The sequence below is a fragment of the Paenibacillus lignilyticus genome (assembly GCF_017942085.1).
Classification (GTDB): Bacteria; Bacillota; Bacilli; order Paenibacillales; family Paenibacillaceae; genus Paenibacillus_Z; species Paenibacillus_Z lignilyticus.
On sequence record NZ_JAGKSP010000004.1, the window covers coordinates 1 to 22107 of the forward strand.

The window sequence follows — 22107 nt, forward strand, 5'->3', positions numbered from 1 at the left end:
TAATCAACGAGGCGGACACCATCCTGTACGGCATTTTGTTTGCGCAGGATGAGGTGTGCGAGATTGAGTCCTATGAGCAGCATGGCAGCTTCCTCAAGGAGCATCTGCATCCGGAATTCCGGGCATGAGCCAGAGACAAAATCGATATTGCTTTAGCGTCGAAGACATCCGAAGAACGCCGTCTTATTATGGGCGAGATCGAGGATCGGCTTCGCGAGGAGGGTCATGTGGTGTTCTTGCTGCACAAGAAGACGAACACTTCCTATCATCCGGGGATTAAGGGGATTACGATGTCGTCGCTGGGTTGGATTGATTTTAAGGATGTGTGGGTGCAGAGTGCGTCGGGTTCATAGAGTCGGAGGCGAGGGGGGATTGGCGGCATGAGAGAAGATACGATGGTTGAGATACTTTGTGGTTATGGCATTCAGGAGCCGCAGCTTCAATTCCTTCGGCATAATGAGAATCGGACGTACGAAGTCATCGATTCGGCAACGGGCGAACACTACTTATTTCGTGTGCATCAACCTCTTACCCGTAATTTCGAAGGACTGCAGCAAACGGATAAGGGGTTGTTGACCGAGCTGCAGCTCCTTGAAGAGTTGGGACAGCGTAGCGAGCTTATAGCGCAAAAGCCTGTCTGGCATGGCTCCGGCAATCTACTGACTCATATCGAGCATGAGGGCAAAAGAATCCCTAGTTCGCTGCTGACCTGGGTAGAGGGAGCGGTATTCCGGAAGGAAACCTGCGAATCCGATCCCGTCATCGCGCGGGAACTTGGCGCTCATATCGCATCGCTGCATCGATTCTTTCGAAGCTATCATCCGCAGTTTGATTTCGATAGCCGGCCTTCGCAAGGGATCGAACGGAATAGCCTGATGATCGCTCAAATTCATCGCGGCGTAGAACAGGGACTTTTTGGCGAGGAGGAGTTTCGTTGTGTGGAGCAAACGATAGGTCTTGTGAACTCGCGACTCGAGAGCTTAGGTAAATCTGAGGAAACGTATGGAATCATCCATGGTGACTTGAACATGAGCAACATCATTTTGACGCCGGAGGGAGAAATTTGTTTCATTGACTTCGGTTTATGCGGAAGCGGCTATTACTTGTTTGATGTGGGGATGGGCACTCTGGTCGTCCCGCCTGAGCAACGACTCGATTTCCTAGCCGGCTATTACGGGGACTCCGGCGACGTGCCGGATACGGTGAGGGTGCTTCTGGAAGGCTGGATGCTGATCGCGGTCCTCGGTTATTACGCGTTCCAGATGGAGAACCAAGCCGTCCACCCGTGGATTCGCGAGCGGATGCCCGGATTTTGTACGAATCTATGCCGGCCTTATTTGTCGGGGGAGCGGGTTATGGAGAGGTTCAAAGTGTGAGGCGTTTTAGCTCCGCTGCAGCAATGGGTTTATTCTAACGAACCACAGAGGTCTTATTTGAGCGAAAAAATGGCTTTGAAATTCTAACGAATCCTACAGGTGCTATTTGGTGCCAAATCGCCGATTTTCGAACCAAATCCCCTGAATAAGGCTTCTACAATTCGTTAGAATTTATAATCCGCTGATTTCGCGGAAATAAGGCTTCTACAATTCGTTAGAATTTATGAACTGTTTATTTCGAGGAAAGTAGCGCATGGTGGCTGTATGCACCATTCCATCAAAGGAGAGAAAATCCATGTCAGAGGATTTCTATTGCGAAGAGGTTTTGAGCGGTCGGACGCCTGTTCGGAAAGTAATCGAGACGGAGAATGTGCTTGCCTATCATCACACGCGTCCGTTCTATCCGGTGCACATCGTGGCGATTCCGAAGAAGCATATTTCCTCCTTACTTACCTTGGAGGCAAGCGACAATGAGCTGCTGCTCGAATTACTGGAGGTCGTGAAGCAAGCGGCATCCCAAGTTACGTCGGAGCACGGAGCATGCCGGGTCATTACGAACCTGGGCCAATACCAGGATTCGAAGCATCTCCATTGGCATGTTATTCACGGTGAGCCGTTGCGCCGCTGAGATCCGGCGCGAATCACAATCCAATCGCAGCGCAACAGCACAGCCCGATTAGTTAGAACGATGAAGGTCGTCAAGCTCCGGCAGCAGCGTTACGCTCTCCTGCTCATTCGGATCGGTGCGGGCGATGACCGCCGAGCAAACTTCCGAATCCGAACGGTTATAAGGCAGATGCGGCACGCCTGCCGGAATATACATGAAATCCCCGGCTTCGACCTCCATATGCTGCTCCAGCCTGTCGCCATACCACATCCCCGCCCGACCCGACAGCACATAAATCGAAGATTCATGATTCTCGTGCAGATGCGCTTTGGCTCGGCCGCCCGGAGGAATGGTCAGCAGATGCATGCAGAGTCCGGTCGAGCCGACACTCTCAGCCGAAATCGCTTCTTGATAGTCAAACCCTTGTTTCCCCTGGTAGTTCCCCTTCGTACGAATTCGCATACAAGTCCGGTTATCTCCCACCTTCGGTCACCTTCTCTTTCATTCGATATAGAGTAGATGTGAAGCTATTCCCGGTAAATAAGGGGCATCCGGAGGACGTGCTCCTAAGTCTCATGCTCAGACAGCTCATCCAGCGTCTTGTTGAAGCTTGGCGCCATATAAGTCAGGAACCAAGAGACCTCTTGCATGTTCAGATCAGCGAGCTTCTGCTCGGTTTGCCCTTTCGCGACGGCGAACTCGCGATTGCCGGAGGACAGCTCGGAGAGGCACTTCATGTAGGCATCCAGCAGATCCGCGGCTTTCACCATCTTGAGCAGTGCTTTATCCTCATCGTCATGTGCCGCTCCGATGACGAGCGGCTCATAGGCAGCCTGCAGCGGCTCCGGCACCATGCCGAGCAGCCGCTCGGCGGCAAGCGCCTCGATCTCGCGGAAGTTCGCGAGCATCTTCGGGTTGTGATGCTTCACCGGCGTCGGGATATCGCCTGTGAATACTTCGCTGGCGTCGTGGAACAACGCCATCGTTACAGCGCGGTCGGCATTCAGCGAGCGGCCGAACAGCTGATTGCCAATCTCGCAAAGCATATGCGAAAGCAGCGCTACATGATAGGAATGCTCGGCAACATTTTCACGGGTGGTATTGCGCATGAGGCTCCATCTCTCGATATAACGAAGCCGGTACATATACGCGATAAATGGACTGTCCATAATGGCAGGATGCTCCTTCTACTCTAGAAATAGGAGACCATATGAGGCTTCGAAAGCGGTATGCCCGCTCGATTAGGATATGGTATGATATAGATTGATTATATAAGGAAAGACGATTAACGAATAGAGAGAGGAGCCATTTAGGCCTTATGCAGCATTTTGAACAGAGTGTTTATAACCTTATTGTTGAAACTTCTACGAATCTACCGGGAGACGTCCGGAAAGTGATTCAAGCCGCACAAGAAGCGGAGGACCGCGCAACGCGCGCCGGACTGTCGCTCTCCACGATTGCAACGAACATTGAGATGGCGGAGTGCAATGTCTCCCCGATCTGTCAGGATACAGGCATGCCGACCTTTGTCGTCCATACGCCGGTTGGCGCCAACCAAATTATTATGAAGCAGCAGATTCGCAGTGCCATCGCGCGCGCAACGAAAGACGGCAAGCTGCGCACGAACTCCGTAGATTCGCTCACCGGCTCCAACACCGGTGACAACCTCGGACCGGGTACGCCGGTAATCCACTTCGAGCAATGGGAGAAGGACGATATCGATGTGCGTCTGATCCTCAAAGGCGGCGGCTGTGAGAACAAGAACATCCAATACAGCCTTCCGATGGAGATTCCGGGTCTAGGCAAAGCCGGCCGCGATCTCGACGGTATCCGCAAATGTATTATGCACTCGATCTATCAAGCACAAGGTCAAGGCTGCAGCGCGGGTTTCATCGGCGTTGGCATCGGCGGCGACCGGACGACAGGCTATGAATTAGCGAAACAGCAATTATTCCGTCATACCGATGATACGAATACGATTCCCGAGCTTGCTCAACTTGAAGAATATGTGATGGAGAACGCCAACAAGCTTGGCATCGGGACAATGGGCTTCGGCGGCCAAGTGACCTTGCTCGGCTGTAAAGTCGGCGTCATGAACCGTCTGCCGGCAAGCTATTTCGTCTCCGTTGCGTACAACTGCTGGGCTTACCGCCGTCAAGGCGTATTGCTCTCTGCGGACAGCGGTGAGATCAAATCCTGGATATATCCGAACGGCTCCGATACACCGATGAAATCGCAGGCGGCTGATGAAGCGGCTGAGGCGGTAACGGAGAACGCGGCACGCCGCGAAGTGGTGCTGAACACGCCGCTTTCCGAAGAAGATGTACGCAGCTTGCAAGTTGGCGACATCGTCATCATTAATGGAGAAATGCACACGGGCCGTGACGCGATTCACCACCACTTGATGGATCATGACGCGCCGATCGATTTGAATGGCTCCGTTATTTACCACTGCGGACCTGTCATGCTGAAGGACGAGAACGGTTGGCATGTGAAAGCAGCCGGACCGACGACAAGCATTCGCGAGGAGCCTTACCAAGGCGATATTATTAAGAAATTCGGCATTCGCGCTGTAATCGGCAAAGGCGGAATGGGACCGAAGACGCTCGCTGCGCTGCAGGAGCACGGTGCGGTTTATCTGAATGCCATCGGCGGAGCGGCGCAGTACTACGCGGAATGCTTCAAGCATGTAAACGGCGTCGACTTTATGGAATTCGGCATTCCGGAGGCGATGTGGCATCTGAAGACAGAAGGCTTCGCGGCTGTCGTAACGATGGATTCCCACGGCAACAGCTTGCATGCGGATGTAGACAAGGACTCTTTTGCTAAGCTTGCCCAATTTAAAGAGCCTGTATTTAAATAATTACCAAAGTAGACAATAGAATGAGGGATGCGGTACGCGCAGCTTCGGACTGGCCTTCAATCGAAGGTATGAGCAATGGATGTTTCTTATTATCCCCGGATCACTTATCCTGGGATTCTTTTTTTCTGCGCACCTGCACAAGTATGTGCAAGCTGTTCCTTACTGCTTCGCCTTCGTCACGCTAACGATGGCGATCGGATGCGGCCTGCAGCAGCTGCGAGCGGTATTGAACCGGCCTGGCGTTATGATTTGGACGTTCCTGCTGGCGCATATCATCTCGCCGTTAGTGGCGTACGCGCTGGGGTATATGCTGTTCGGGCCTGATTCTCCTTACGTCGTCGGACTTGTCCTATTCACGATCATCCCGCTTGGGATTTCAACCGTGCTGTGGGTAGGGATGTCGGCCGGAAGCGTCCCGCTCATGCTGGCTATGGTCGTCATTGATTCGGCGCTCAGTCCGATCGTGGTGCCAACCGGCATTCATCTGCTGTTCCGTACCGACGTTGAAACCAATACGGCGGCTATGATGGGCGATCTGCTCCTCCTGATTGTGGCGCCAACGATTATCGGCGTTGCGTTGCATGAATGGTCCAAAGGACGCATTCAGAAAGCCGTTCAGCCCTATGCTCCGCCATTGTCCAAGCTGTGCTTCACAGCAGTCGTCATGCTGAACGCAGCGGCGATTGCGCCTTCCACAGAAGCGCTTCGCGGCGATCTGCTCAAGGTAGTGCCCGCAGCCTTAGTTATGGTGGGGCTCTGTTATGCGATCGGCTATTTCGGTACGATGCATTACCGCAGCCGCGAGGTGCAGGTTACCGTGTCCTATGCGACCGGTATGCGGAACATCTCGCTTGGCGTAGTGCTTGCAATGGGCTATTTTAGCCCGCTGGCCGCCGTTCCGGTTGTGCTGTCGATTCTGATTCAACAGCCGCTTGCCACGCTGCACCATTATGTTTTACAAAAACTTAACAAACGCAGTGCTGGCGCAGGCGGCTGAGAACAAGGTACGATGGATGGTGCATGGAGCAACCCCGGCATGGAGGTAGGATGAGATGAGCAGCTTTCGCGTGCGGCTGACGATGATTCTGATCGGTATGATCGGACTTGCCGTTCTGGCAGCCGGTTTATTTATGGGCAAGACGTATAAGGAAAATCATCTGGACGCGCTGGAAGACAATATGGTGCGTGAAATGAAGATTATCCTCGATCAAATGGATTGGCGCAGCGGAGAGCCGGCGTCGGTCTACAGCTACTATACCGGCAACGCCAAGCGGCTGAAAGAGATCACGGATACTCGGATCACCTTCATTCGCGGCGATGGCGTCGTGCTTGGCGATTCCGATCATGATCCGCAAACGATGGACAACCATCTGCAGCGAGAAGAAGTGATTGAAGCCAAGGAGGACGGCGTAGGGCGAACAACGCGTTACAGCGATACCATTAATGAAAATTTGCTTTACGTAGCGATGCTTGTTCATCCGAATGATCCGAATTCGGATATTATCCGTATGGCACTTAGCTTGCAGAAGGTCGATGAGAGCGTACAGCGCATTTGGATCACCCTTGTGCTGGGACTGCTCATTCTGTTTATCGCGGCTGCGCTGATCAGCTACCGTGTGGCGCTTGGTTTAACGCGCCCGCTTGAACAAATTACGCGTGTCGCGAAGCGGATCAAGAGCTTGGATTATCGAGCGCGCGTCCATGTGAAGCGTAACGACGAAATTGGCGAGCTTGGCCTTGCCATCAATGCGATGGCGGACTCGCTTCAAGTACAGATGACGCGCATTCATCAGAACGAAAGCCAATTGGCCAGCGTCCTGGACAACATGATCAGCGGCGTTGTCATGATCGATGCGAGCGGTCATATCGTGCTGTTGAATCGGCGGGCAGAGGAAGTGCTTGGCTTCTCGGTGCGTGAGCTGGTCGGTCATCATTTCACGGTAGCTAAGCAGCAGTATGAGCTTTCGCAAATTATTCAAGAGGGCATCGAGCGCAAAGAGCATCTGCGCGAAGAGGTCACCTTCTATTATCCGGAGGAACGGCTGCTGGATCTTAACCTGGTGCCGATCTTCGAGGATGATGACTCCTTCGGCGGCGTCCTGCTGGTCCTTCAAGACGTGACGGCGATTCGCAGGCTGGAGCGGATGCGCAGCGAGTTCGTTGCCAACGTATCGCATGAGCTGAAAACACCGATTACCGCCGTAAAAGGGTTCGCGGAGACGCTGCTTGGCGGCGCCGTGGATGATCCGGAGACGGCACGCTCCTTCCTGCAAATCATTTATGACGAGAGCGACCGCTTGAACCGGCTTATCGGCGACATCTTGGAATTGTCTAAGATTGAGTCACGCCGCGTGCCTCTGCAATTCTCGCCAATCGAGCTGGCGTCCTTCGTGGAGAAGACGGTAGAGCTGATGCGCGCGGAAGGGTTGCAGAAGCAAATTCGGTTATCCTATAAAGCAGATCGGGATGTGTATGTCGAGGCGGATGAAGACCGCTTGCGCCAAATCATCATGAACTTGCTCTCGAACGGAATTAACTACACGCCTGAAGGCGGAAGTGTTTCCATCGTCGTGGAGCCGGTCGGCGGGGAAAATTACGAATCCGTACGTATTCACATATCTGATACGGGTATCGGCATTCCGAAGAAAGATCTGCCGAGAATTTTCGAGCGTTTCTACAGAGTGGACAAGGCCAGATCCCGCAGTTCAGGCGGAACCGGGTTGGGCTTGTCGATCGTGAAGCATCTTGTTGAACTACACAAAGGAACGATCTCCGTAGAGAGCCGAGTGGGCAGCGGCTCGACGTTTACAATTGAGCTGCCGGTCCTTCAATAGCAGCGAACCAGTAATTGGGGTTTCCCCTTCCTCTGAACAATGCTATCATGGGTATGAAAGTAGAACGAGTTACCATGCCGATCACGAGCAGCGGCATGCGTGGAAGCCAGGGGGTCAACATGTCACAGAAAGTGTTGGTCATTGAGGATGAGCCGACGTTAGCCAGATTACTCTCGTATAACCTTTCTCAAGAAGGTTATGACACGACAGTCATTGATCATGGTGCGGAAGGCTTGCAGGTTGCTTTGCAGCGCGCATTTGATCTTATCATTCTAGATATTATGCTGCCGGGCATGAACGGTTTCGAGATCTTATCTCGCTTGCGTCAGAGCGGCAACCGCACGCCGGTTATCGTACTGACGGCCCGCAATGCGGAAGAAGAAGTAGTGCAAGGTCTGAAGCGAGGCGCCGATGACTATATGACCAAGCCATTTGGCGTGGCCGAGCTTCTTGCGCGCGTATCTGCGGTACTTCGCAGAACCGGCCAAGATGACGGCAAGCTGACGGAGTCCACGGACAAAGTCATTACGGCCGGCGATTTATCGATTTATCCGGAACGGTATGAGGTTATCCTTAATGGGGAAACCGTGCCGCTTCGACCGAAGGAATTCGAAGTGCTGCTCTATCTTGTTCAACGTCCCGGCGTTGTCGTTACCCGCGATGATCTTATGAATGTCGTATGGGGATTCGACTATTTCGGCGGACAGCGAACGGTAGATGTGCATGTCAGCTCTTTACGTAAGAAATTAGAGCTGGGTCAACAATCGGTCGAAATTGAATCCATTCGCGGCGTAGGCTATAAACTGGTTATGCCGAAGAAGCTAGGTTCACCTAAATAAGGTGAACTTTTTTTTTGCCGCAAATTCCGAAGCAAATAATGGTAAAATCACGTTAGAAACTAATGGAGGTGTTTTTTCGAATGGTTGCTTACGGTTGGTGCAGAGGGATCGAGGACGCAGAGCTTCTTCACAAATACGGGTTTGATTACATCGAGTGTCCTCTGTCCGCCCTGCAGCTGGAGAATGAGGTTTTGCATCAAGAATTGCTGCGTGCTTACTTGGACAGCCCTCTGCCTGTCTACGCGTTTAACGTATTTTTCCCCGGCGACATTAAAGTGGTCGGTCCCGATGTAGATCCGGAGCGTATCCGGCGATATCTGTACCGCGCTGCGAAAGCGATGAATCAGATCGGTTCGAAAATTTCCGTGCTTGGAAGCGGCAGAGCGCGCGACATACCGGATGGATGGGAACGCAATCGGGCGGAGGACCAGCTGCTCCACTTACTTAGCTGGATTTCGGAGGAATTGAAGGGAAGCGGCGTAACGCTGGCTATTGAACCGCTGAACAAGAAGGAGACCAATCTGATTGGCTCTGTCGCCGAGGCTGTGCATTTTGCGAAACAAATCAATCATCCTGCCATCCGGGTGCTGGCTGATTTCTATCACATGGACGAGGATAGCGAAGCGCTGGACACATTGACTGCACATAAAGACTGGCTTGCGCATATCCACATCGCAGATACAGGCAGATTGTCACCGGGAACCGGGCAATATCCCTATGCGGAGTTTGCCGCGCAGCTGACTGCAGCAGGCTACAAAGGCGGAATTTCCGCGGAATGCAGCCTTCAACGACTGGACGAGGAATTGCCGGCCAGCCTGACATTCATGAAACAAACCTTTCAGCGGATAGGCTGATTCACCGCCGTTCACTGTAGGGCTAAGCGCGGTTCCACTCCAGCATTTTCTTCTGGAATTGCTTCGGTGAGCAATCATTATATTTCTTGAACATTTTATAGAAATGGGCCATATTCGGCATGCCGATCCGGTCGCCGACCTCGGAGACGCTGAGATCCTTCGTGAGCAGAATACGCTCGGCCCATTTGATCTTGCGGTAATTCACATACTCCGTGAAGGACATCCCGATCGCTTTCTTAAAGAATTTGACGAAGTAGTAATAGCTCATATTGGCAAGCTTCGATACTTCTTCAACTTGGATGCGGTCGGTCAGATGTTCCTCTACGTAGTCGATTACCCCTCGGAGACGAGCCCGGTCAAAGTCGTCATGATCAGCAAGCACTTTCCTGGAATCTCCCCGAATGAGCAGAAGGAGCAGCTTCTTTATGTACATGCTGACCGCGAGCTCATACCCGCTTTGCTTCGTCGTGACTTCCTGCAGAACGCCTCGGATACATTCCGACGCCTCTGCCCGTGCCGATTCATTCTCTTGGAAAATATAATTCGCCCGGCTGAGCGGGTTCTTCGTCTCGGAGAAGAATCGCATATAAGGCATGGAGCTTTGGTCAATAAACTGCTCCAAATCAAACTGCAAGACGATATAATTCAGCGGGCTGCTCATGCTGCGATCGCGATGAAGCTGCCTTGCACCGATCAATGCGATGTCGCCCGTTTGTAGTTTTATGCACTCATCTTCTATATTTACGTCAAGCTCGCCGGTGATCACAAGCAGCAATTCGATTTCGCGATGATAATGCCAATTGATAAACAGATCGTTATTCCGCAGGGATTGAAACACTTTTATGGAGAGCAGCGGGTTCTCGTAAACGACCTTTTCATTGTAAAATTCCACGGTACCATCCCTTCGATAACAAAATCACATAAAAGCATACCTATATAGCGCCTATATTTTTGTGGACATGTTCGTCTATACTGTAGTCAGTTGTGTCTCTCTATCTAGCTGACACGCATACTACAAATTATATCATTTCGAGGCTCATGGAGGTAGAAATTTAAAATGTCAAAAGTACGTGTAGGCATTATTGGCTGCGGCGGTATCGCCAACGGTAAACATCTCCCAAGTTTGGCCCAAGTCAAAGACGCTGAAATCGTTGCTTTCTGCGATATCATTGTTGAGAAGGCTGAACAAGCAAAAGCGAAATACGGCACTGAAGAAGCAAAAGTATATTCTGACTATAAACTACTGCTTCAAGACGCGTCGATCGACGTGATCCACGTTTGTACGCCTAACGATTCCCATGCGGTTATCTCCATCGACGCATTGGAAGCCGGCAAACACGTGCTTTGCGAGAAGCCAATGGCTAAAACAGCTGCTGACGCTCGCAAAATGCTTGAAGTTGCAAAACGTACCGGCAAAAAACTCAGCATCGGTTACAACAACCGTTACCGTGCAGACAGCCGTTACCTGAAAGAAGCTTGCGATGCAGGCGAGCTTGGCGAAATTTACTTCGCTAAAGCACATGCAATCCGTCGTCGTGCCGTTCCGACATGGGGCGTATTCTTGGATGAAGAGAAACAAGGCGGCGGCCCGCTTATCGATATCGGTACTCACGCGCTTGACCTTGTATTGTGGATGATGGACAACTACAAGCCGAAAGTCGTTCTTGGCCGCGCTTACCACAAGCTGTCCCAAAACGAGAACGCTGCGAATGCTTGGGGCCCATGGGATCCAAAACAATTCACGGTTGAAGATTCCGCTTTCGCTATGATCACGATGGAGAACGGTGCAACTGTAATCCTCGAATCCAGCTGGGCGCTTAACTCGCTTGAAGTCGATGAGGCTAAAGTATCCCTCAGCGGTACTAAAGCAGGCGCTGACATGAAAGACGGTCTTCGTTTCAATGGCGAGCACAACAGCCGCCTATATGTAAACAAAGTTGAACTGAACAGCGGCGGCGTTGCTTTCTATGAAGGCGCGAGCGAAACCGCAGAAGTTCTTGAAGCAAGCATGTGGATCGATGCCGTTAAAAACGACAAAGAAACGTTCGTTAAACCAGAGCAAGCGCTTGTGGTTTCCGAAATTCTTGAAGCGATCTACGAGTCTTCCCGCACGGGCAAGGCTGTATACTTCGAGTAGAACAAACATTGAAGCCGGGGATGGCCTTGTCATCCCCGGCTTTTTTGCAATAATTAACGCTGTTAGATCTATTTTCGAATTCGACAAAATCAGTCAAAATTCAACGTTATTCGCTCTGTACAGTTCCGGGAAAAAAATTATAATGAGAATTAAACTAATCTTCAGGAAAATTTTACAACTTAATACCTATGATAAAGGCAAACCATAGGAAACTATGGGACGCAAAGCCGTGGCCTAAGGGATCACTCGCCGTGATGCTAAGGTAGACAAGGTTGCCGAGTAGATGGAATCCATCCTATTCGGGTGGTTTTTTTATTGCCATTTTGCACCCTGCAGCTAAGTCAATGAACCGGAGGAAGGTTAGCATGGCATCCGTCGCACTCGTCGCCATTTCATTCGTACTCGTATTCAGTTCCTCTCTAATCCTCTTTCATCTGTACAGGCGTATGAATGCAGCAAGGTATACGACATTCTTTTGGCTTATGAGTGGTGCTTTTGTATTTAGTATCGGGGTTTGGTCCATGCATTTTGTGGCATTGCTCGCGTATCCGTTTCCGGTCAAGGTGATGTATCATTTCGGTTATGTGTTTCTCTCCATGGGTGTTTTAGTCGTCATGTCCGCGATAGCGCTTCTCTTGTTCGAACGTGCTGCGCAGCGACATCGGACAAGCCTGCTCGTTCTCGGTATCTTGGTACAGACCGGCGGTATCGTAGCCATGCACTACATCGGGATGAAAGCCATCAAAGCCCATGCGACACTCCACTATCAGTCATCCACAGGTTTTGTTTCCATTATCGTGCTGGCTCTTGTGCTGGGATTCGTATTCACAAGGCAGCATCGACTCCATAAACTAAGCCGTTTGCGGCAGTTCATCCACGCATTATCGCTATCCGCAGCCGTTGAATTTCTTCATTATAGCAATATGCCCATGATGCATGGCCTTACATCGCAATATGCAAGTGAATCTGTGGCTTTATCGCAAAATCAATTCTTCCTGGCCATTAGCATTAGTTTGATCGTTTCCGTAATCTGCATGTATTCAATCGTCATTCTGATGATTGACAGCCGCTTGAAGCAAAGTGAAGAACGCCTTAAGCGGATGAATGAAGCCTATTCGCATATTCTGGATTCCGTGGCCGAGGGGATCTACCGACTGGACGAGCGGGGCAAGGTGATCTTCTGGAATCAAGCCGCTGCGAACTTAACCGGCTTCGAGGCGAATGAGGTACTCGGTCGTAAAGTTGGGCTGCGGGCGATTAAGCCGGAGGAAGAGGAATGGGATCCCGTAGAGAAGGTGAATCGCTCCGGCAACGCTGACTATGTAGCGGATGATTTGTTTCGCCGTAAGAATGGTTCGACGTTCCCGGTGGAATATCATATTACCCCAATGCGGGTCAAAGGCGAGCAAGCCGGAGTCGTCATCAACTTTACCGATTTAACGCAGCGCAAGGAGCAGGAGTCGTTCCTTGTAGAGTCGGAGAAGCTGTCCATGGCGGGCCAGCTGGCTGCGGGCATCGCGCACGAGATTCGAAATCCGCTTACGGCGATTAAAGGATTTATGAAGCTGTTTCAGAACGGGATGAGCAAAATGGAGTATGTCGCCATTATTACATCCGAGGTTGTTCGGATGGAAGGCATCATCAACGAGCTGCTCCTGCTTGCGAAGCCGCAAATCAGCCGATTTCAAGCGACCAATCTAGGTGAGCTTCTAGCCGGCGTCTATACGCTGCTGGAATCACAGGCTAATCTAAACAATGTAGATATTAAGCTGCAATTCTCGGAGCCGGAGCTGCTTATTTATTGCGATGAAAGCCAGATCAAACAGGTATTTATCAATCTCATTAAGAACGCAATCGAAGCAACGGAGGGCGGCGGTGAAATTCGAATTGTGGTCGAACAGGTCGGCAACCACATCATGACCTCGATTGCAGACTATGGCTGCGGCATTCCTCAGGAGTTGCTGGATCAGGTGGGCAGGCCCTTTTTTACGACGAAGGAGCAGGGGACAGGCCTTGGGCTGATGATCAGCAACAAAATCATTTCCAGCCATGGCGGGACAATTTCTATTTCCAGCAAAATGGGAGAGGGCACGACGTTCCAAGTAACACTCCCCGGGGGGTATCGAAATGGTGCATAATCATATCGAAGGCAGCTATAACTGGTTCTTGGTCTGTTTGTCTTTTATTATTGCGCTGTTCGCTTCGTATATGGCATTGAATTTAGCCAGACGTGTTCTGTTGTCGGAAGGCTGGAAGAAACGAGGATGGCTGTTCGGCGGAGCAGTCGTCATGGGTGTTGGGATATGGTCGATGCATTTTATCGCGATGCTCGCTGTCCATCTTCCAACGGGTGTGACTTATGATTTTGTAACCGTGCTGGTGTCGATTGGCGTTTCCATTGTAGGCGCTTTTATCGGTTTCGGCATTGCCAGCCACTCCGGTCGCGGTACGCTGAGGCTGATTATCGGCGGGACCATCATGGGACTTGCAATCACCGGCATGCATTACATCGGCATGTATGCCTTGACGGGACTTACGGTTACTTATAATCCCTATATAATCACACTTTCCATTCTGATCGCTGTGTTGGCATCGATTGTTGCATTGCTTTTCTCCTTCCGCAGAAACAATCACTATTGGCTTAGCGGTTTCATTATGGGCATTGCAGTCACAGGGATGCATTATACGGGCATGTCTGCGGCAAATATGTCGATGCCGGTACATATGCTTAGTCGCGCGAGCGATGCGCAGGCGATGGATTTTATCGAAATGGCGGTCTACGTAGCATTTGGTACAATCGTCATTATGGCTGTCAGCTTGATCAGCTCGATGAATGTCGACAAGAAGCTGTCGGAGCAGCTGTCGCTTAAGGGCTCCATCCTGGAGTCGGCAATTGATTGCTTGATCATGTTCGACCATAAAGGAACCATATTCGAGTTTAATCCGGCAGCGGAGACTCTCTTCGGTTACTCGCGAAGCGAGGTGATAGGCAGCTCCATTAAAGAGTTATTGATGCCTGAGCTGCCTCGAGATATGTCGTCGATGAACGGAATGCTGTGCAGCGGTAACAAAACGGTGCTTGGTACGAGAGTCGAGACGATGATGCCGCGTGGGAATCAGAGTACGTTTCCGGCGGAAATTATCGTCACTCGTATTCGCAGCGAGAAATTCCCCGTCTTTACGATGTATCTGCGTGACTTGACGGAGCGGCGGCTTGTAGAAGAAGCGCTGCGCGAGAGCGAGGAGCGCTATCGCAAGCTGATTGATTTCTCGCCGGAGCCGATTCTGGTTCATTATCAAGGCGTAATATCTTTCGTGAACGAATCGGCACTGCGTATATTCGGTGCCGAGCAGGATGGCTTGATCGGGAGAGGTTTCCTGGAGCTGGTTCATTCTGAATGCCTTGCATCCGCGGCGCAGTGGCTGGAGCACATTCAAACCGGGACAGCTAAAGGCGATCCCATCGAGCTGAAGATGCATAAGCTCAACGGCACGACGATCGACATTGAAGCGAAGTCGATCCTGGTGCATTTTTCCGGACAAGCCTTGATTCAAACGATTGCTTGGGATATTACGGACAAGAAACGCTACGAGAATACGATCAGGCAGCTGGCTTATTATGATATGCTGACGGGGCTGCCGAATCGGAACTGGTTCAACCTCTCTTATCCTGAATTGCTGCAAGTCGTGAGCGCGAGAGGGCAGCAGGCGGCGCTGATGTTTCTCGATCTGGATCGTTTCAAGCTGATTAATGATACGATGGGGCATTTAATGGGAGATCGGCTGCTGCAGCATTTTGCAGCCGTGCTTAGCGAGACGATTGGCGACAATCGCATGGTTGCGCGGTTAAGCGGGGATGAGTTTGTGGCGATCATTCAGGATTGCAACCGCTCGCAGCTGGAGCTCATGGCGGAAACGCTGATTCGACGAGTGGCCGAGCCGATTCAAGTGGAAGGCCAGGATATTTTCATTACAACGAGTGTCGGGATTGCCTTATATCCAAAGGATGGCGAGACGCTGGAGATGCTGCTGCAAAATGCGGATACGGCGATGTACGCAGCGAAGGAGAAGGGTAAGAATCAATTCCAATTCTTCGAATGGGCGATGAACCATTGTCAGGCACGTCGTATGAACATCGAGCAGGCATTGCCGGCCGCAATCGAAGAGCAGGCCTTCCATCTTGTCTACCAACCGATGTTTAATGCGGAGCAGGGTCATTTGATCGGTGTAGAGACGTTGGTTCGCTGGGAGCATCCGGTGCTGGGCACGATTTCACCATGCGAGTTCATTCCGATTGCTGAGAGTACCGGTCATATTATCGTGTTGGGTGAATGGATTTTGCATAAAGCCTGCAAGCAAATGAAAGAATGGCATGATGCGGGCCTCCCACGGATTCCGGTCGCCGTTAATTTCTCCGTCATTCAGTTTAATCAAGATCTAATCGTGGATATGATCATTGGCGCGCTGGAGCAGACGGGCTTGGATGCCAAGTATTTGATCGCGGAAATGACCGAAAGCATGGCTATGCAGCATAACGAGGCGATAATCGGCAAGCTCCACGCGCTAAAGCGGCTCGGAGTTTCGATTTCCATCGATGACTTCGGAACGGGCTACTCTTCCTTATGTTATCTGAGACGGTTTCCGATCGATACGCTTAAGATCGATAAATCCTTCGTACAGGATGTTTCCGGTGCAGGCGAAGATACCGCAATTGTTGAAGCGATCATCGCGATGGCGCGCAGTCTGAAGCTGCGGGTATTGGCCGAAGGAGTAGAAACGGAGCAGCAGTCCGAGCGCCTCTGTCAGCTGGGCTGTACGGATATGCAGGGCTACTGGCACAGCAGGCCGTTATCGATACCGCAGTTTGAGCAAACGTACTTGAGCGCGGCCTATCTGGCTCGGGGAGAAGCGGCGGCCGGTTCGGCGGCCGGGTAAACTGTAGCTCCACAATAAGAATCCGCCTAAACCACGGAGAACGTGATTTAGGCGGATTTTGTTCATCGGGGGCTAGTCGCCGTTGTTACGGGCATTTTCATAGCCGGCAACGCCGGAGGTGCCTTCATCGGAGAGCTCGGCCAACGATTTGACCTCGCCATGGGGTTTTTGGTTTTGCTTTCGGCTCTTCCAAGCGTTCTCTCGGCGGTTCTTCGAAGATGTCATAGTCGGTGAATGCTCCTTTATAAATGAGTGTGATCGCTGGATTGTACCCATTTATCGTGCGCGATTAGGCCGATTCTTATGACAAATTAACGTTTCGGTTTCGGCTTCCGGGCACCCCACCAGAACAGAAATCCCACAGATAACGCAACAACGAGCAGCGGTGCGACGAAGATCAGAAATTGCTCCATTTCGGTTCAGCCTCCTCCTGTAGGGTTATTTGCCGCGCTTTCCTTGCACATATTTGGTATCAAACAAGAACAACCGCATAAGCAGGTACAGCGACGGTATGAGCAGCAGCAGTCCGAGGATGAAGACGGAAATCAGCGCAATGGCCATCGGCTCGCTTGTGAAATTATCGTGAATCGTTAAATACGGATATAGAATGTACGGCAAGTGAGCTGCGCCATAACCGAAGAACGCAAAGCCGAACTGCAGCATGACGAAGATAAACGATAGTCCGAGACGTTTGCGCGTCCACACGTGATAGACCGCGATCAGGAAGCAGGCGAAGGATACGACGAACATCCACGCGTGCTCCGTCATCCGCTGGTAATGCTCCGCGTTATGGCCGCGAATGGCGAAGAATACGAGCAGACTGCTAAGAATCGTGGGAGCACTCCAAGCGAGCGCATATTTACGCACGACCTCGAAGGCGCCTCGGTCATTCGCACGGTCTGCGTAATAGCTGAGAAACATGGCCGAGATGTAAAGTACGCTGACAAGCGCCAGCAGCACGACCGTCCACGAGTACGTACTTTGGAACAGCTTGCTGAACAGGAAGCTGACTTTACCGGAGTCGCTCACCTCAATGTAGCCGCCTTCCGAAATCGTCATCACGGTAGACAAGGAAGCGGGAATAAGCAGGCCGCTTGCGCCATAGAGCAGCATGTAGATGCTGTTGTTCTTGTTCGTGCCATATGTGTTAAAGGCGTAGTAGGAACCCCGAATGGCAAGCAGAATGACGGCGATACTCCCCGGAACAAGCAAGGCGGTTCCGTAATAATAAGCGGTGTCCGGGAAGAATCCGACCATTCCCACGAAGAAGAAGACAAGAAAGACGTTCGTCACTTCCCAGACCGGCGAGAGATAACGTTCGATAATATTGTTGATCACGTGGCGTTTGCCCGTAATTGTGCTGTAGTAGCTGAAGAAACCTGCGCCAAAATCAATCGAAGCGACGATTAAGTAACCGAATAGGAAGATCCAGAGGACGGTTATGCCAAGTACTTCGTAGCTCATTCCGCGTCGCCTCCTTTAATGCCTTTAGCCTCGATTTCTTGCTCAGCCGAGTTGCTGCGGAACATGCGGGTCAAGACGGTGACCGACGAGAAGGCGAGTACGATGTAAAGCAGGGCGAACACCCATAGCATCGTGTCCACATGATCGGATACGGTAGCGCCTTCCGATGTGCGCATAATGCCGCGAAGAATCCAAGGCTGACGGCCAACCTCCGAGAAAATCCAACCATGCTCAATGGTCAGCATCGCGAGAGGCGCAGCCAATATGATGCCGCGAAGGATCCACTTGTTGCTGAAGGCGAGCTCGCGCTTGCGCCACAGGAGAAGCATGAAGGCCGAGGCGATCAGGACCATCAACGCAACGAAGCCCATTTTCAAATCGAACAGGTAATGAATATAGAGCGGCGGATGTTCGTCCTCCGGAATGTCATTTAGTCCGGTAACTTCCGCATTAGGCACGCCATGGGCGAGAATACTAAGCGCAAACGGGATTTTGAGACCATATTTGACCTCATTGTCTTCCGTTAAGATCCCGCCAAGCACCAGAGGTGCTTCGCTTGTCGTTTCGAAATGCCACTCCATAGCCGCAAGCTTCTCAGGCTGATATTTAGCCAGATATTTGCCGGATAAGTCGCCAATGATCGCACTTGAGATTAAGAAAATAAAGGCGGAAACCATCGTTAGCTTGAGTGCTTTCTTATAATAGACATGATTGCGGCCTTTGAGCAGCGACCAAGCTGCAATCGCAGCAAGCACGAACGCGCAGGTCAGGTAAGCTGTAACGAGTACATGCGACACTTTTGTCGGCATTGCCGGGCTCAGCATTGCACCGAATGGTGAAATGTCAGTGATTTTACCGTCTTTCACGGTGATGCCGGCTGGTGCATTCATAAATGCATTGACGACTGTAATGAAGAAGGCTGAAGCGGACGAGCCGATAACGACGGGAACGAGCAGCCAGAAATGCGTCATTTTATTCTTGAATCGGTCCCAGGTGTACAGGTAAATACCGAGAAAGATCGCTTCGAAGAAGAACGCGAACGTCTCCATAAAGAGCGGCAATGCGATGGACTGGCCCGCGACTTTCATGAAGCTTGGCCACAACAGACTGAGCTGCAGACCGATCGCAGTCCCGGTCACAACGCCAACCGCCACCGTAATGACGAAGCCCCGCGCCCATCTCCGCGCCATGAGCAAGTAATGCTCATCATTGCGTTTGATCCCGATCCACTCCGCGAGTGCAATCATTAGCGGGACCCCTACACCGATCGTTGCGAAAATAATATGGAAAGCAAGCGTGAGTCCTGTGAGCATCCGACTATACATGACCGGATCGTAACTGCTAAGCAGCATTTGTAATCCCTCCCAAGTGCTTGATGTTGTCGTTCATCGTTACCAATTAATTAAACACATATCGTGACAGAGAGAGCAGCATAATGACCGCAACAATGATGCAAAGCAGGATAAGGCGTTTCTCTTGTTTGGCTACACGGTTTCTGTCTTTCGGGTTTTGCGGTTGACCGGCCAATTGAATCCCTTCTCTCATGTAGATGTGATGTGATTTGATGGTTACACGATTATTATAGCCGATCTATGTGATTATTTTCACATGAATTGTGACGAGGGTTTGAATTCTGGGGAATGGGATGTTTATGAGTGATGAGAAGAAGAAGAACAATGATCCGTAAAGCGATATGCCCAGATAGGAAATGAATAAACCTCCTACAACAAACGAGCCGAACGTGATCCCTAAATTACTTAAGTAGTACAACTACGAGTCAAAAGTGTGGTTTCAAGCAAGAAATGTGTGACCCGGCATGAACGGCAGCCTTTCGTCACTTAACGGGAGGATAACTTGGTGAAAAGTTAATTTCTTTTAAATAAGAGTAAATCAAATGACTTGAGCTGAAAGTAGGTTTAATAATGGGAAATGGAACGTATGAAGAAATTCATGAGAATGATAAAGAATCTGCACTTCAGGAATTGAAATCAAATGACGAGCGGCTTTACGGATTTTATTGATGTAAGGATTGAAATGTACTATTGAAACGGATGGTTTGCAGCCAATCCGTTTTTTACGTTGGTCGGGAATGAAGAATTGGACCGGTGGATTCGCGCAATTCTCTATCTGACAAAAATCTACCCGAATGACAAGAGGATCGTATTTCGCAAGAAGATGCGTTTTTCTAAGATTAGAATAGAAGTAGCTAGCGATTCCTATGCTGCGGTTCATTCGTTCTTACAAAATTGGACGTGGAAGGTGCATCCATTGATGAAAAGATCCTTTACTCCGGCTTCCCGAGAGCTGGTTCCCGACGGTTTCTCGCAGGTCGTGCTGCAGCCTGGGCAAACCATACGGTTTGATTTTAACTTGAAACGCGCGGGCTTGTTGTATGTTCTACTGGGAGAGGCTTCGCCGGGCTGGGAGCGCATTCGGTATGTGTACACAAGCGACGAAAGACTATTCTCCTCGCTCTATAAGGGCTTTGAGGATGAAGCATGGCTGTCCGGCAGGTTCCCCTCGTATGTGCGCATGCGCCCTTTCGGCACGCTGAGCCAATTCGTTGCGCAAGGCGATGGTGTCTATTTACTAGAGGAGGACCTGACGGCTCTGCGCTATCTGGAGATCGAGAATCGTTCAGACGAGCCGCTGGAGATCCGCAAGCTATGGCTGGCCTATACGGCGGCACCTTACAAGACAGTCGGAGGGTTCGAATGCGACGATGAGCTGATTAACGAATGCTGGGCGATGGGAGTCTATACGACGGAAATTTGCAGTCAACCATCCATGTACACGCAGTGCGAGCTCAAAGGACCCTATTCGGACTATGTCATTTGGGACGGGGTGCGGCGTGACAAGGATATTTGGGGCGGCGATCTCAGGCCGGCCTCGCTTACCGCCTTATATGCATTCGATAGGCCTGAAATTGTCAAAAACACGCTTGAGCTGCTGTTAAGCATTCAGCATACAACTGGCGAGGAGAAAGGCATCATCCCGGGCAGCGGCGCCTACGGCCAGATCTTCTATGAGTGGACGATGTGGACAATCGTCAATCTGTGGGAATATGTTCTATTGACGGGGGATATAGGCTATTTGCGCGAAAACAAGAATCGGCTGCTCGAAGTCGTCGCTTGGATGAACAAACGCATGGATACTGATGGCTTGATTAACGGACTCAACAGCTGGATGTATTCCATCGACGCACGCGGGAAAATCAGCGGGCTAGCGCTTGCGCAGAAAGCCGCTTGGGATGCGCTCGTCCGACTGTTCGCGTTAGTCGGCCATCCGATGCAAGCTTATTGCCGCGAGCAGGCTGAACGAACGAAACGTTCGATTCTATCCCAGTTCAGCGTCATAGGCACGTCGCTGCTGACCATGATGCCCGCAGGCACAAAGCATAGGGATCGATTCGCAATTGATGGCAACTTGTGGGCGATATTGCACGATGTAGTGGACTTGTCGCGAGCAGAAGCGATTTTGCATGAGGTGCAGGAGCAGTTCTGGACGGAGCGAGGATCGATTAACGTCGTGCCGGTGTTCGAGGAGCCGCTAGACGGCGCTTGGTGGTGGAATGTCCTGCCGAAGGAGGCGGCCGTATGGCGGCATAACGATACGATATGGCCGTACATGTCGGCTTATGAGGCGCTTGCCAGCTTTCATGCGGGACAAACGGATCGAGGACTCGAGGTGATGCGGCGCGTCGGATCAAGCCATCTGAACCAGGGGCACCGTACGTACTGGGAAATGATGAACCGCGACGGCAGCCTGCCTGTCGGAAGTTTTGGCGACACATTGTCGCTCAGCCACGCTTGGGGAGGCTCCTCGAGTTATGGGCTGCAGGCGTACGTTGCCGGTATTCAGCCGCTGACACCGGGGTTTGCCAGCTTCAGCGCCAAGCCTTCCTTGGGCGGACTGAAGTGGATCAAAGCGGAGGTGCCTACACCGCATGGCATTATAGAAATGGAAGCAGAGCGGAACCGAGGGGGGCAAGTGAAGGGAATTGTGCGCCACACGGGGACCATTCGCTGCAAAGCAGGCGAAGGGATGGAAATCTTCGTCAGATAGCAGCTGTTCAGCGCACAAGAACGTCGACAGTGACGTCTTCGTTCAAGCGGGCAAGATCGTACCTGAAAGTAAAAATGTTGTTCTTACCCTGGCGTCGGGGCTTACCTATCATAAAGGTGAGCCCCTTCTTTGT

20 protein-coding genes and 1 riboswitch are annotated in these 22107 nt (G+C 51.3%); of the genes, 12 read left to right on the top strand and 8 right to left on the bottom strand.

Annotated elements, in window-relative coordinates; genetic code table 11:
* The first annotated feature begins 188 nt into the window (after positions 1-188).
* The 3 genes from I8J30_RS12100 to I8J30_RS12110 all read left to right on the top strand — a co-directional run bounded on the left by I8J30_RS12100 (position 189) and on the right by I8J30_RS12110 (position 2004).
* On the top strand, positions 189-353 hold the full coding sequence (locus I8J30_RS12100; protein WP_210658569.1) for a hypothetical protein: 165 nt from the start codon (positions 189-191) through the stop codon (positions 351-353).
* 27 nt (positions 354-380) lie between these two features.
* Positions 381-1376 (top strand): phosphotransferase enzyme family protein, encoded by a 996-nt coding sequence (locus I8J30_RS12105; RefSeq protein WP_210658571.1) that lies wholly within the window; start codon positions 381-383, stop codon positions 1374-1376.
* Between the two features lie 295 nt (positions 1377-1671).
* Positions 1672-2004: an HIT family protein gene (locus I8J30_RS12110; protein ID WP_210655597.1), complete on the top strand. Its 333-nt coding sequence runs from the start codon at positions 1672-1674 to the stop codon at positions 2002-2004.
* A gap of 48 nt (positions 2005-2052) precedes the next feature.
* Here the strand turns inward: I8J30_RS12110 and I8J30_RS12115 are convergent, their stop codons facing one another.
* Both I8J30_RS12115 and yfbR read right to left on the bottom strand, forming a co-directional pair.
* Positions 2053-2445, bottom strand: a complete 393-nt coding sequence (locus I8J30_RS12115; RefSeq protein WP_210655595.1) for a cupin domain-containing protein — start codon at positions 2443-2445, stop codon at positions 2053-2055.
* A gap of 104 nt (positions 2446-2549) precedes the next feature.
* Positions 2550-3152 (bottom strand): 5'-deoxynucleotidase, encoded by a 603-nt coding sequence (gene yfbR / locus I8J30_RS12120; RefSeq protein WP_210655593.1) that lies wholly within the window; start codon positions 3150-3152, stop codon positions 2550-2552.
* 149 nt (positions 3153-3301) lie between these two features.
* Here yfbR and I8J30_RS12125 point away from each other — a divergent pair, with 149 nt between their 5' ends.
* The 5 genes from I8J30_RS12125 (at position 3302) to I8J30_RS12145 (ending at position 9373) form a co-directional block, all read left to right on the top strand.
* Positions 3302-4846, top strand: coding sequence for a fumarate hydratase (locus I8J30_RS12125; protein ID WP_210655591.1), 1545 nt, complete (start codon positions 3302-3304; stop codon positions 4844-4846).
* 79 nt (positions 4847-4925) lie between these two features.
* Positions 4926-5843 carry a bile acid:sodium symporter family protein gene (locus tag I8J30_RS12130; protein WP_091213599.1) on the top strand — a complete coding sequence of 306 codons (918 nt, stop codon included), beginning with the start codon at positions 4926-4928 and terminating at the stop codon, positions 5841-5843.
* Between the two features lie 55 nt (positions 5844-5898).
* Positions 5899-7680 (top strand): two-component system histidine kinase PnpS, encoded by a 1782-nt coding sequence (pnpS, locus tag I8J30_RS12135; RefSeq protein ID WP_210655589.1) that lies wholly within the window; start codon positions 5899-5901, stop codon positions 7678-7680.
* Positions 7681-7799: 119 nt separating this feature from the next.
* The gene (locus I8J30_RS12140) at positions 7800-8519 is read left to right on the top strand and encodes a response regulator transcription factor (RefSeq protein ID WP_091213605.1); all 720 of its coding nucleotides are present in this window, start codon (positions 7800-7802) and stop codon (positions 8517-8519) included.
* Positions 8520-8599: 80 nt separating this feature from the next.
* On the top strand, positions 8600-9373 hold the full coding sequence (locus I8J30_RS12145; protein ID WP_210655587.1) for a sugar phosphate isomerase/epimerase family protein: 774 nt from the start codon (positions 8600-8602) through the stop codon (positions 9371-9373).
* A gap of 22 nt (positions 9374-9395) precedes the next feature.
* Here the strand turns inward: I8J30_RS12145 and I8J30_RS12150 are convergent, their stop codons facing one another.
* Positions 9396-10265 (bottom strand): AraC family transcriptional regulator, encoded by an 870-nt coding sequence (locus tag I8J30_RS12150; protein ID WP_091213610.1) that lies wholly within the window; start codon positions 10263-10265, stop codon positions 9396-9398.
* A 165-nt stretch (positions 10266-10430) separates the two neighbouring features.
* Between I8J30_RS12150 and I8J30_RS12155 the strand changes: the two genes are divergently transcribed.
* From I8J30_RS12155 to I8J30_RS12165, 3 genes are all read left to right on the top strand, one after another.
* The gene (locus I8J30_RS12155; protein ID WP_210655585.1) at positions 10431-11510 is read left to right on the top strand and encodes a Gfo/Idh/MocA family protein; all 1080 of its coding nucleotides are present in this window, start codon (positions 10431-10433) and stop codon (positions 11508-11510) included.
* Between the two features lie 186 nt (positions 11511-11696).
* Positions 11697-11790, top strand: a riboswitch (cyclic di-GMP riboswitch).
* A gap of 85 nt (positions 11791-11875) precedes the next feature.
* On the top strand, positions 11876-13648 hold the full coding sequence (locus I8J30_RS12160) for an ATP-binding protein (RefSeq protein ID WP_210655582.1): 1773 nt from the start codon (positions 11876-11878) through the stop codon (positions 13646-13648).
* On the top strand, positions 13638-16445 hold the full coding sequence (locus I8J30_RS12165) for a bifunctional diguanylate cyclase/phosphodiesterase (RefSeq protein WP_210655581.1): 2808 nt from the start codon (positions 13638-13640) through the stop codon (positions 16443-16445). Before I8J30_RS12160 ends, I8J30_RS12165 begins: the two co-directional genes overlap by 11 nt.
* Positions 16446-16517: 72 nt before the next feature.
* On the opposite strand, the gene I8J30_RS12170 is transcribed toward I8J30_RS12165, so the two are convergent.
* The 5 genes from I8J30_RS12170 to I8J30_RS33640 form a co-directional block, all read right to left on the bottom strand.
* Positions 16518-16670 (bottom strand): DUF6254 family protein, encoded by a 153-nt coding sequence (locus I8J30_RS12170; RefSeq protein WP_177245624.1) that lies wholly within the window; start codon positions 16668-16670, stop codon positions 16518-16520.
* Between the two features lie 86 nt (positions 16671-16756).
* A complete protein-coding gene (gene cydS, locus I8J30_RS34205; RefSeq protein WP_371264700.1) occupies positions 16757-16858 on the bottom strand; it encodes a cytochrome bd oxidase small subunit CydS family protein in 102 nt (33 codons plus the stop codon).
* A 25-nt stretch (positions 16859-16883) separates the two neighbouring features.
* Positions 16884-17909 carry a cytochrome d ubiquinol oxidase subunit II gene (locus tag I8J30_RS12175; protein ID WP_210655579.1) on the bottom strand — a complete coding sequence of 342 codons (1026 nt, stop codon included), beginning with the start codon at positions 17907-17909 and terminating at the stop codon, positions 16884-16886.
* Positions 17906-19261: a cytochrome ubiquinol oxidase subunit I gene (locus I8J30_RS12180; RefSeq protein WP_210655577.1), complete on the bottom strand. Its 1356-nt coding sequence runs from the start codon at positions 19259-19261 to the stop codon at positions 17906-17908. Before I8J30_RS12180 ends, I8J30_RS12175 begins: the two co-directional genes overlap by 4 nt.
* A 46-nt stretch (positions 19262-19307) precedes the next feature.
* Positions 19308-19436, bottom strand: a complete 129-nt coding sequence (locus I8J30_RS33640) for a hypothetical protein (RefSeq protein ID WP_276316068.1) — start codon at positions 19434-19436, stop codon at positions 19308-19310.
* A gap of 744 nt (positions 19437-20180) precedes the next feature.
* Between I8J30_RS33640 and I8J30_RS12185 the strand changes: the two genes are divergently transcribed.
* Positions 20181-21974 (top strand): alpha-L-rhamnosidase-related protein, encoded by a 1794-nt coding sequence (locus tag I8J30_RS12185; RefSeq protein WP_210655574.1) that lies wholly within the window; start codon positions 20181-20183, stop codon positions 21972-21974.
* Positions 21975-22107 lie beyond the last annotated feature (133 nt).

Excerpts from the sequence above, each read along its gene's own strand:
- I8J30_RS12100 (WP_210658569.1), top strand. The coding sequence starts at position 189 with ATGGGCGAGATCGAGGATCGGCTTCGCGAGGAGGGTCATGTGGTGTTC.
- I8J30_RS12105 (WP_210658571.1), top strand. The coding sequence starts at position 381 with ATGAGAGAAGATACGATGGTTGAGATACTTTGTGGTTATGGCATTCAG.
- I8J30_RS12110 (WP_210655597.1), top strand. The coding sequence starts at position 1,672 with ATGTCAGAGGATTTCTATTGCGAAGAGGTTTTGAGCGGTCGGACGCCT.
- I8J30_RS12115 (WP_210655595.1), bottom strand. The coding sequence starts at position 2,445 with ATGCGAATTCGTACGAAGGGGAACTACCAGGGGAAACAAGGGTTTGAC.
- yfbR (WP_210655593.1), bottom strand. The coding sequence starts at position 3,152 with ATGGACAGTCCATTTATCGCGTATATGTACCGGCTTCGTTATATCGAG.
- I8J30_RS12125 (WP_210655591.1), top strand. The coding sequence starts at position 3,302 with ATGCAGCATTTTGAACAGAGTGTTTATAACCTTATTGTTGAAACTTCT.
- I8J30_RS12130 (WP_091213599.1), top strand. The coding sequence starts at position 4,926 with ATGTTTCTTATTATCCCCGGATCACTTATCCTGGGATTCTTTTTTTCT.
- pnpS (WP_210655589.1), top strand. The coding sequence starts at position 5,899 with ATGAGCAGCTTTCGCGTGCGGCTGACGATGATTCTGATCGGTATGATC.
- I8J30_RS12140 (WP_091213605.1), top strand. The coding sequence starts at position 7,800 with ATGTCACAGAAAGTGTTGGTCATTGAGGATGAGCCGACGTTAGCCAGA.
- I8J30_RS12145 (WP_210655587.1), top strand. The coding sequence starts at position 8,600 with ATGGTTGCTTACGGTTGGTGCAGAGGGATCGAGGACGCAGAGCTTCTT.
- I8J30_RS12155 (WP_210655585.1), top strand. The coding sequence starts at position 10,431 with ATGTCAAAAGTACGTGTAGGCATTATTGGCTGCGGCGGTATCGCCAAC.
- I8J30_RS12160 (WP_210655582.1), top strand. The coding sequence starts at position 11,876 with ATGGCATCCGTCGCACTCGTCGCCATTTCATTCGTACTCGTATTCAGT.
- I8J30_RS12165 (WP_210655581.1), top strand. The coding sequence starts at position 13,638 with ATGGTGCATAATCATATCGAAGGCAGCTATAACTGGTTCTTGGTCTGT.
- I8J30_RS12170 (WP_177245624.1), bottom strand. The coding sequence starts at position 16,670 with ATGACATCTTCGAAGAACCGCCGAGAGAACGCTTGGAAGAGCCGAAAG.
- cydS (WP_371264700.1), bottom strand. The coding sequence starts at position 16,858 with ATGGAGCAATTTCTGATCTTCGTCGCACCGCTGCTCGTTGTTGCGTTA.
- I8J30_RS12175 (WP_210655579.1), bottom strand. The coding sequence starts at position 17,909 with ATGAGCTACGAAGTACTTGGCATAACCGTCCTCTGGATCTTCCTATTC.
- I8J30_RS12180 (WP_210655577.1), bottom strand. The coding sequence starts at position 19,261 with ATGCTGCTTAGCAGTTACGATCCGGTCATGTATAGTCGGATGCTCACA.
- I8J30_RS12185 (WP_210655574.1), top strand. The coding sequence starts at position 20,181 with ATGAAAAGATCCTTTACTCCGGCTTCCCGAGAGCTGGTTCCCGACGGT.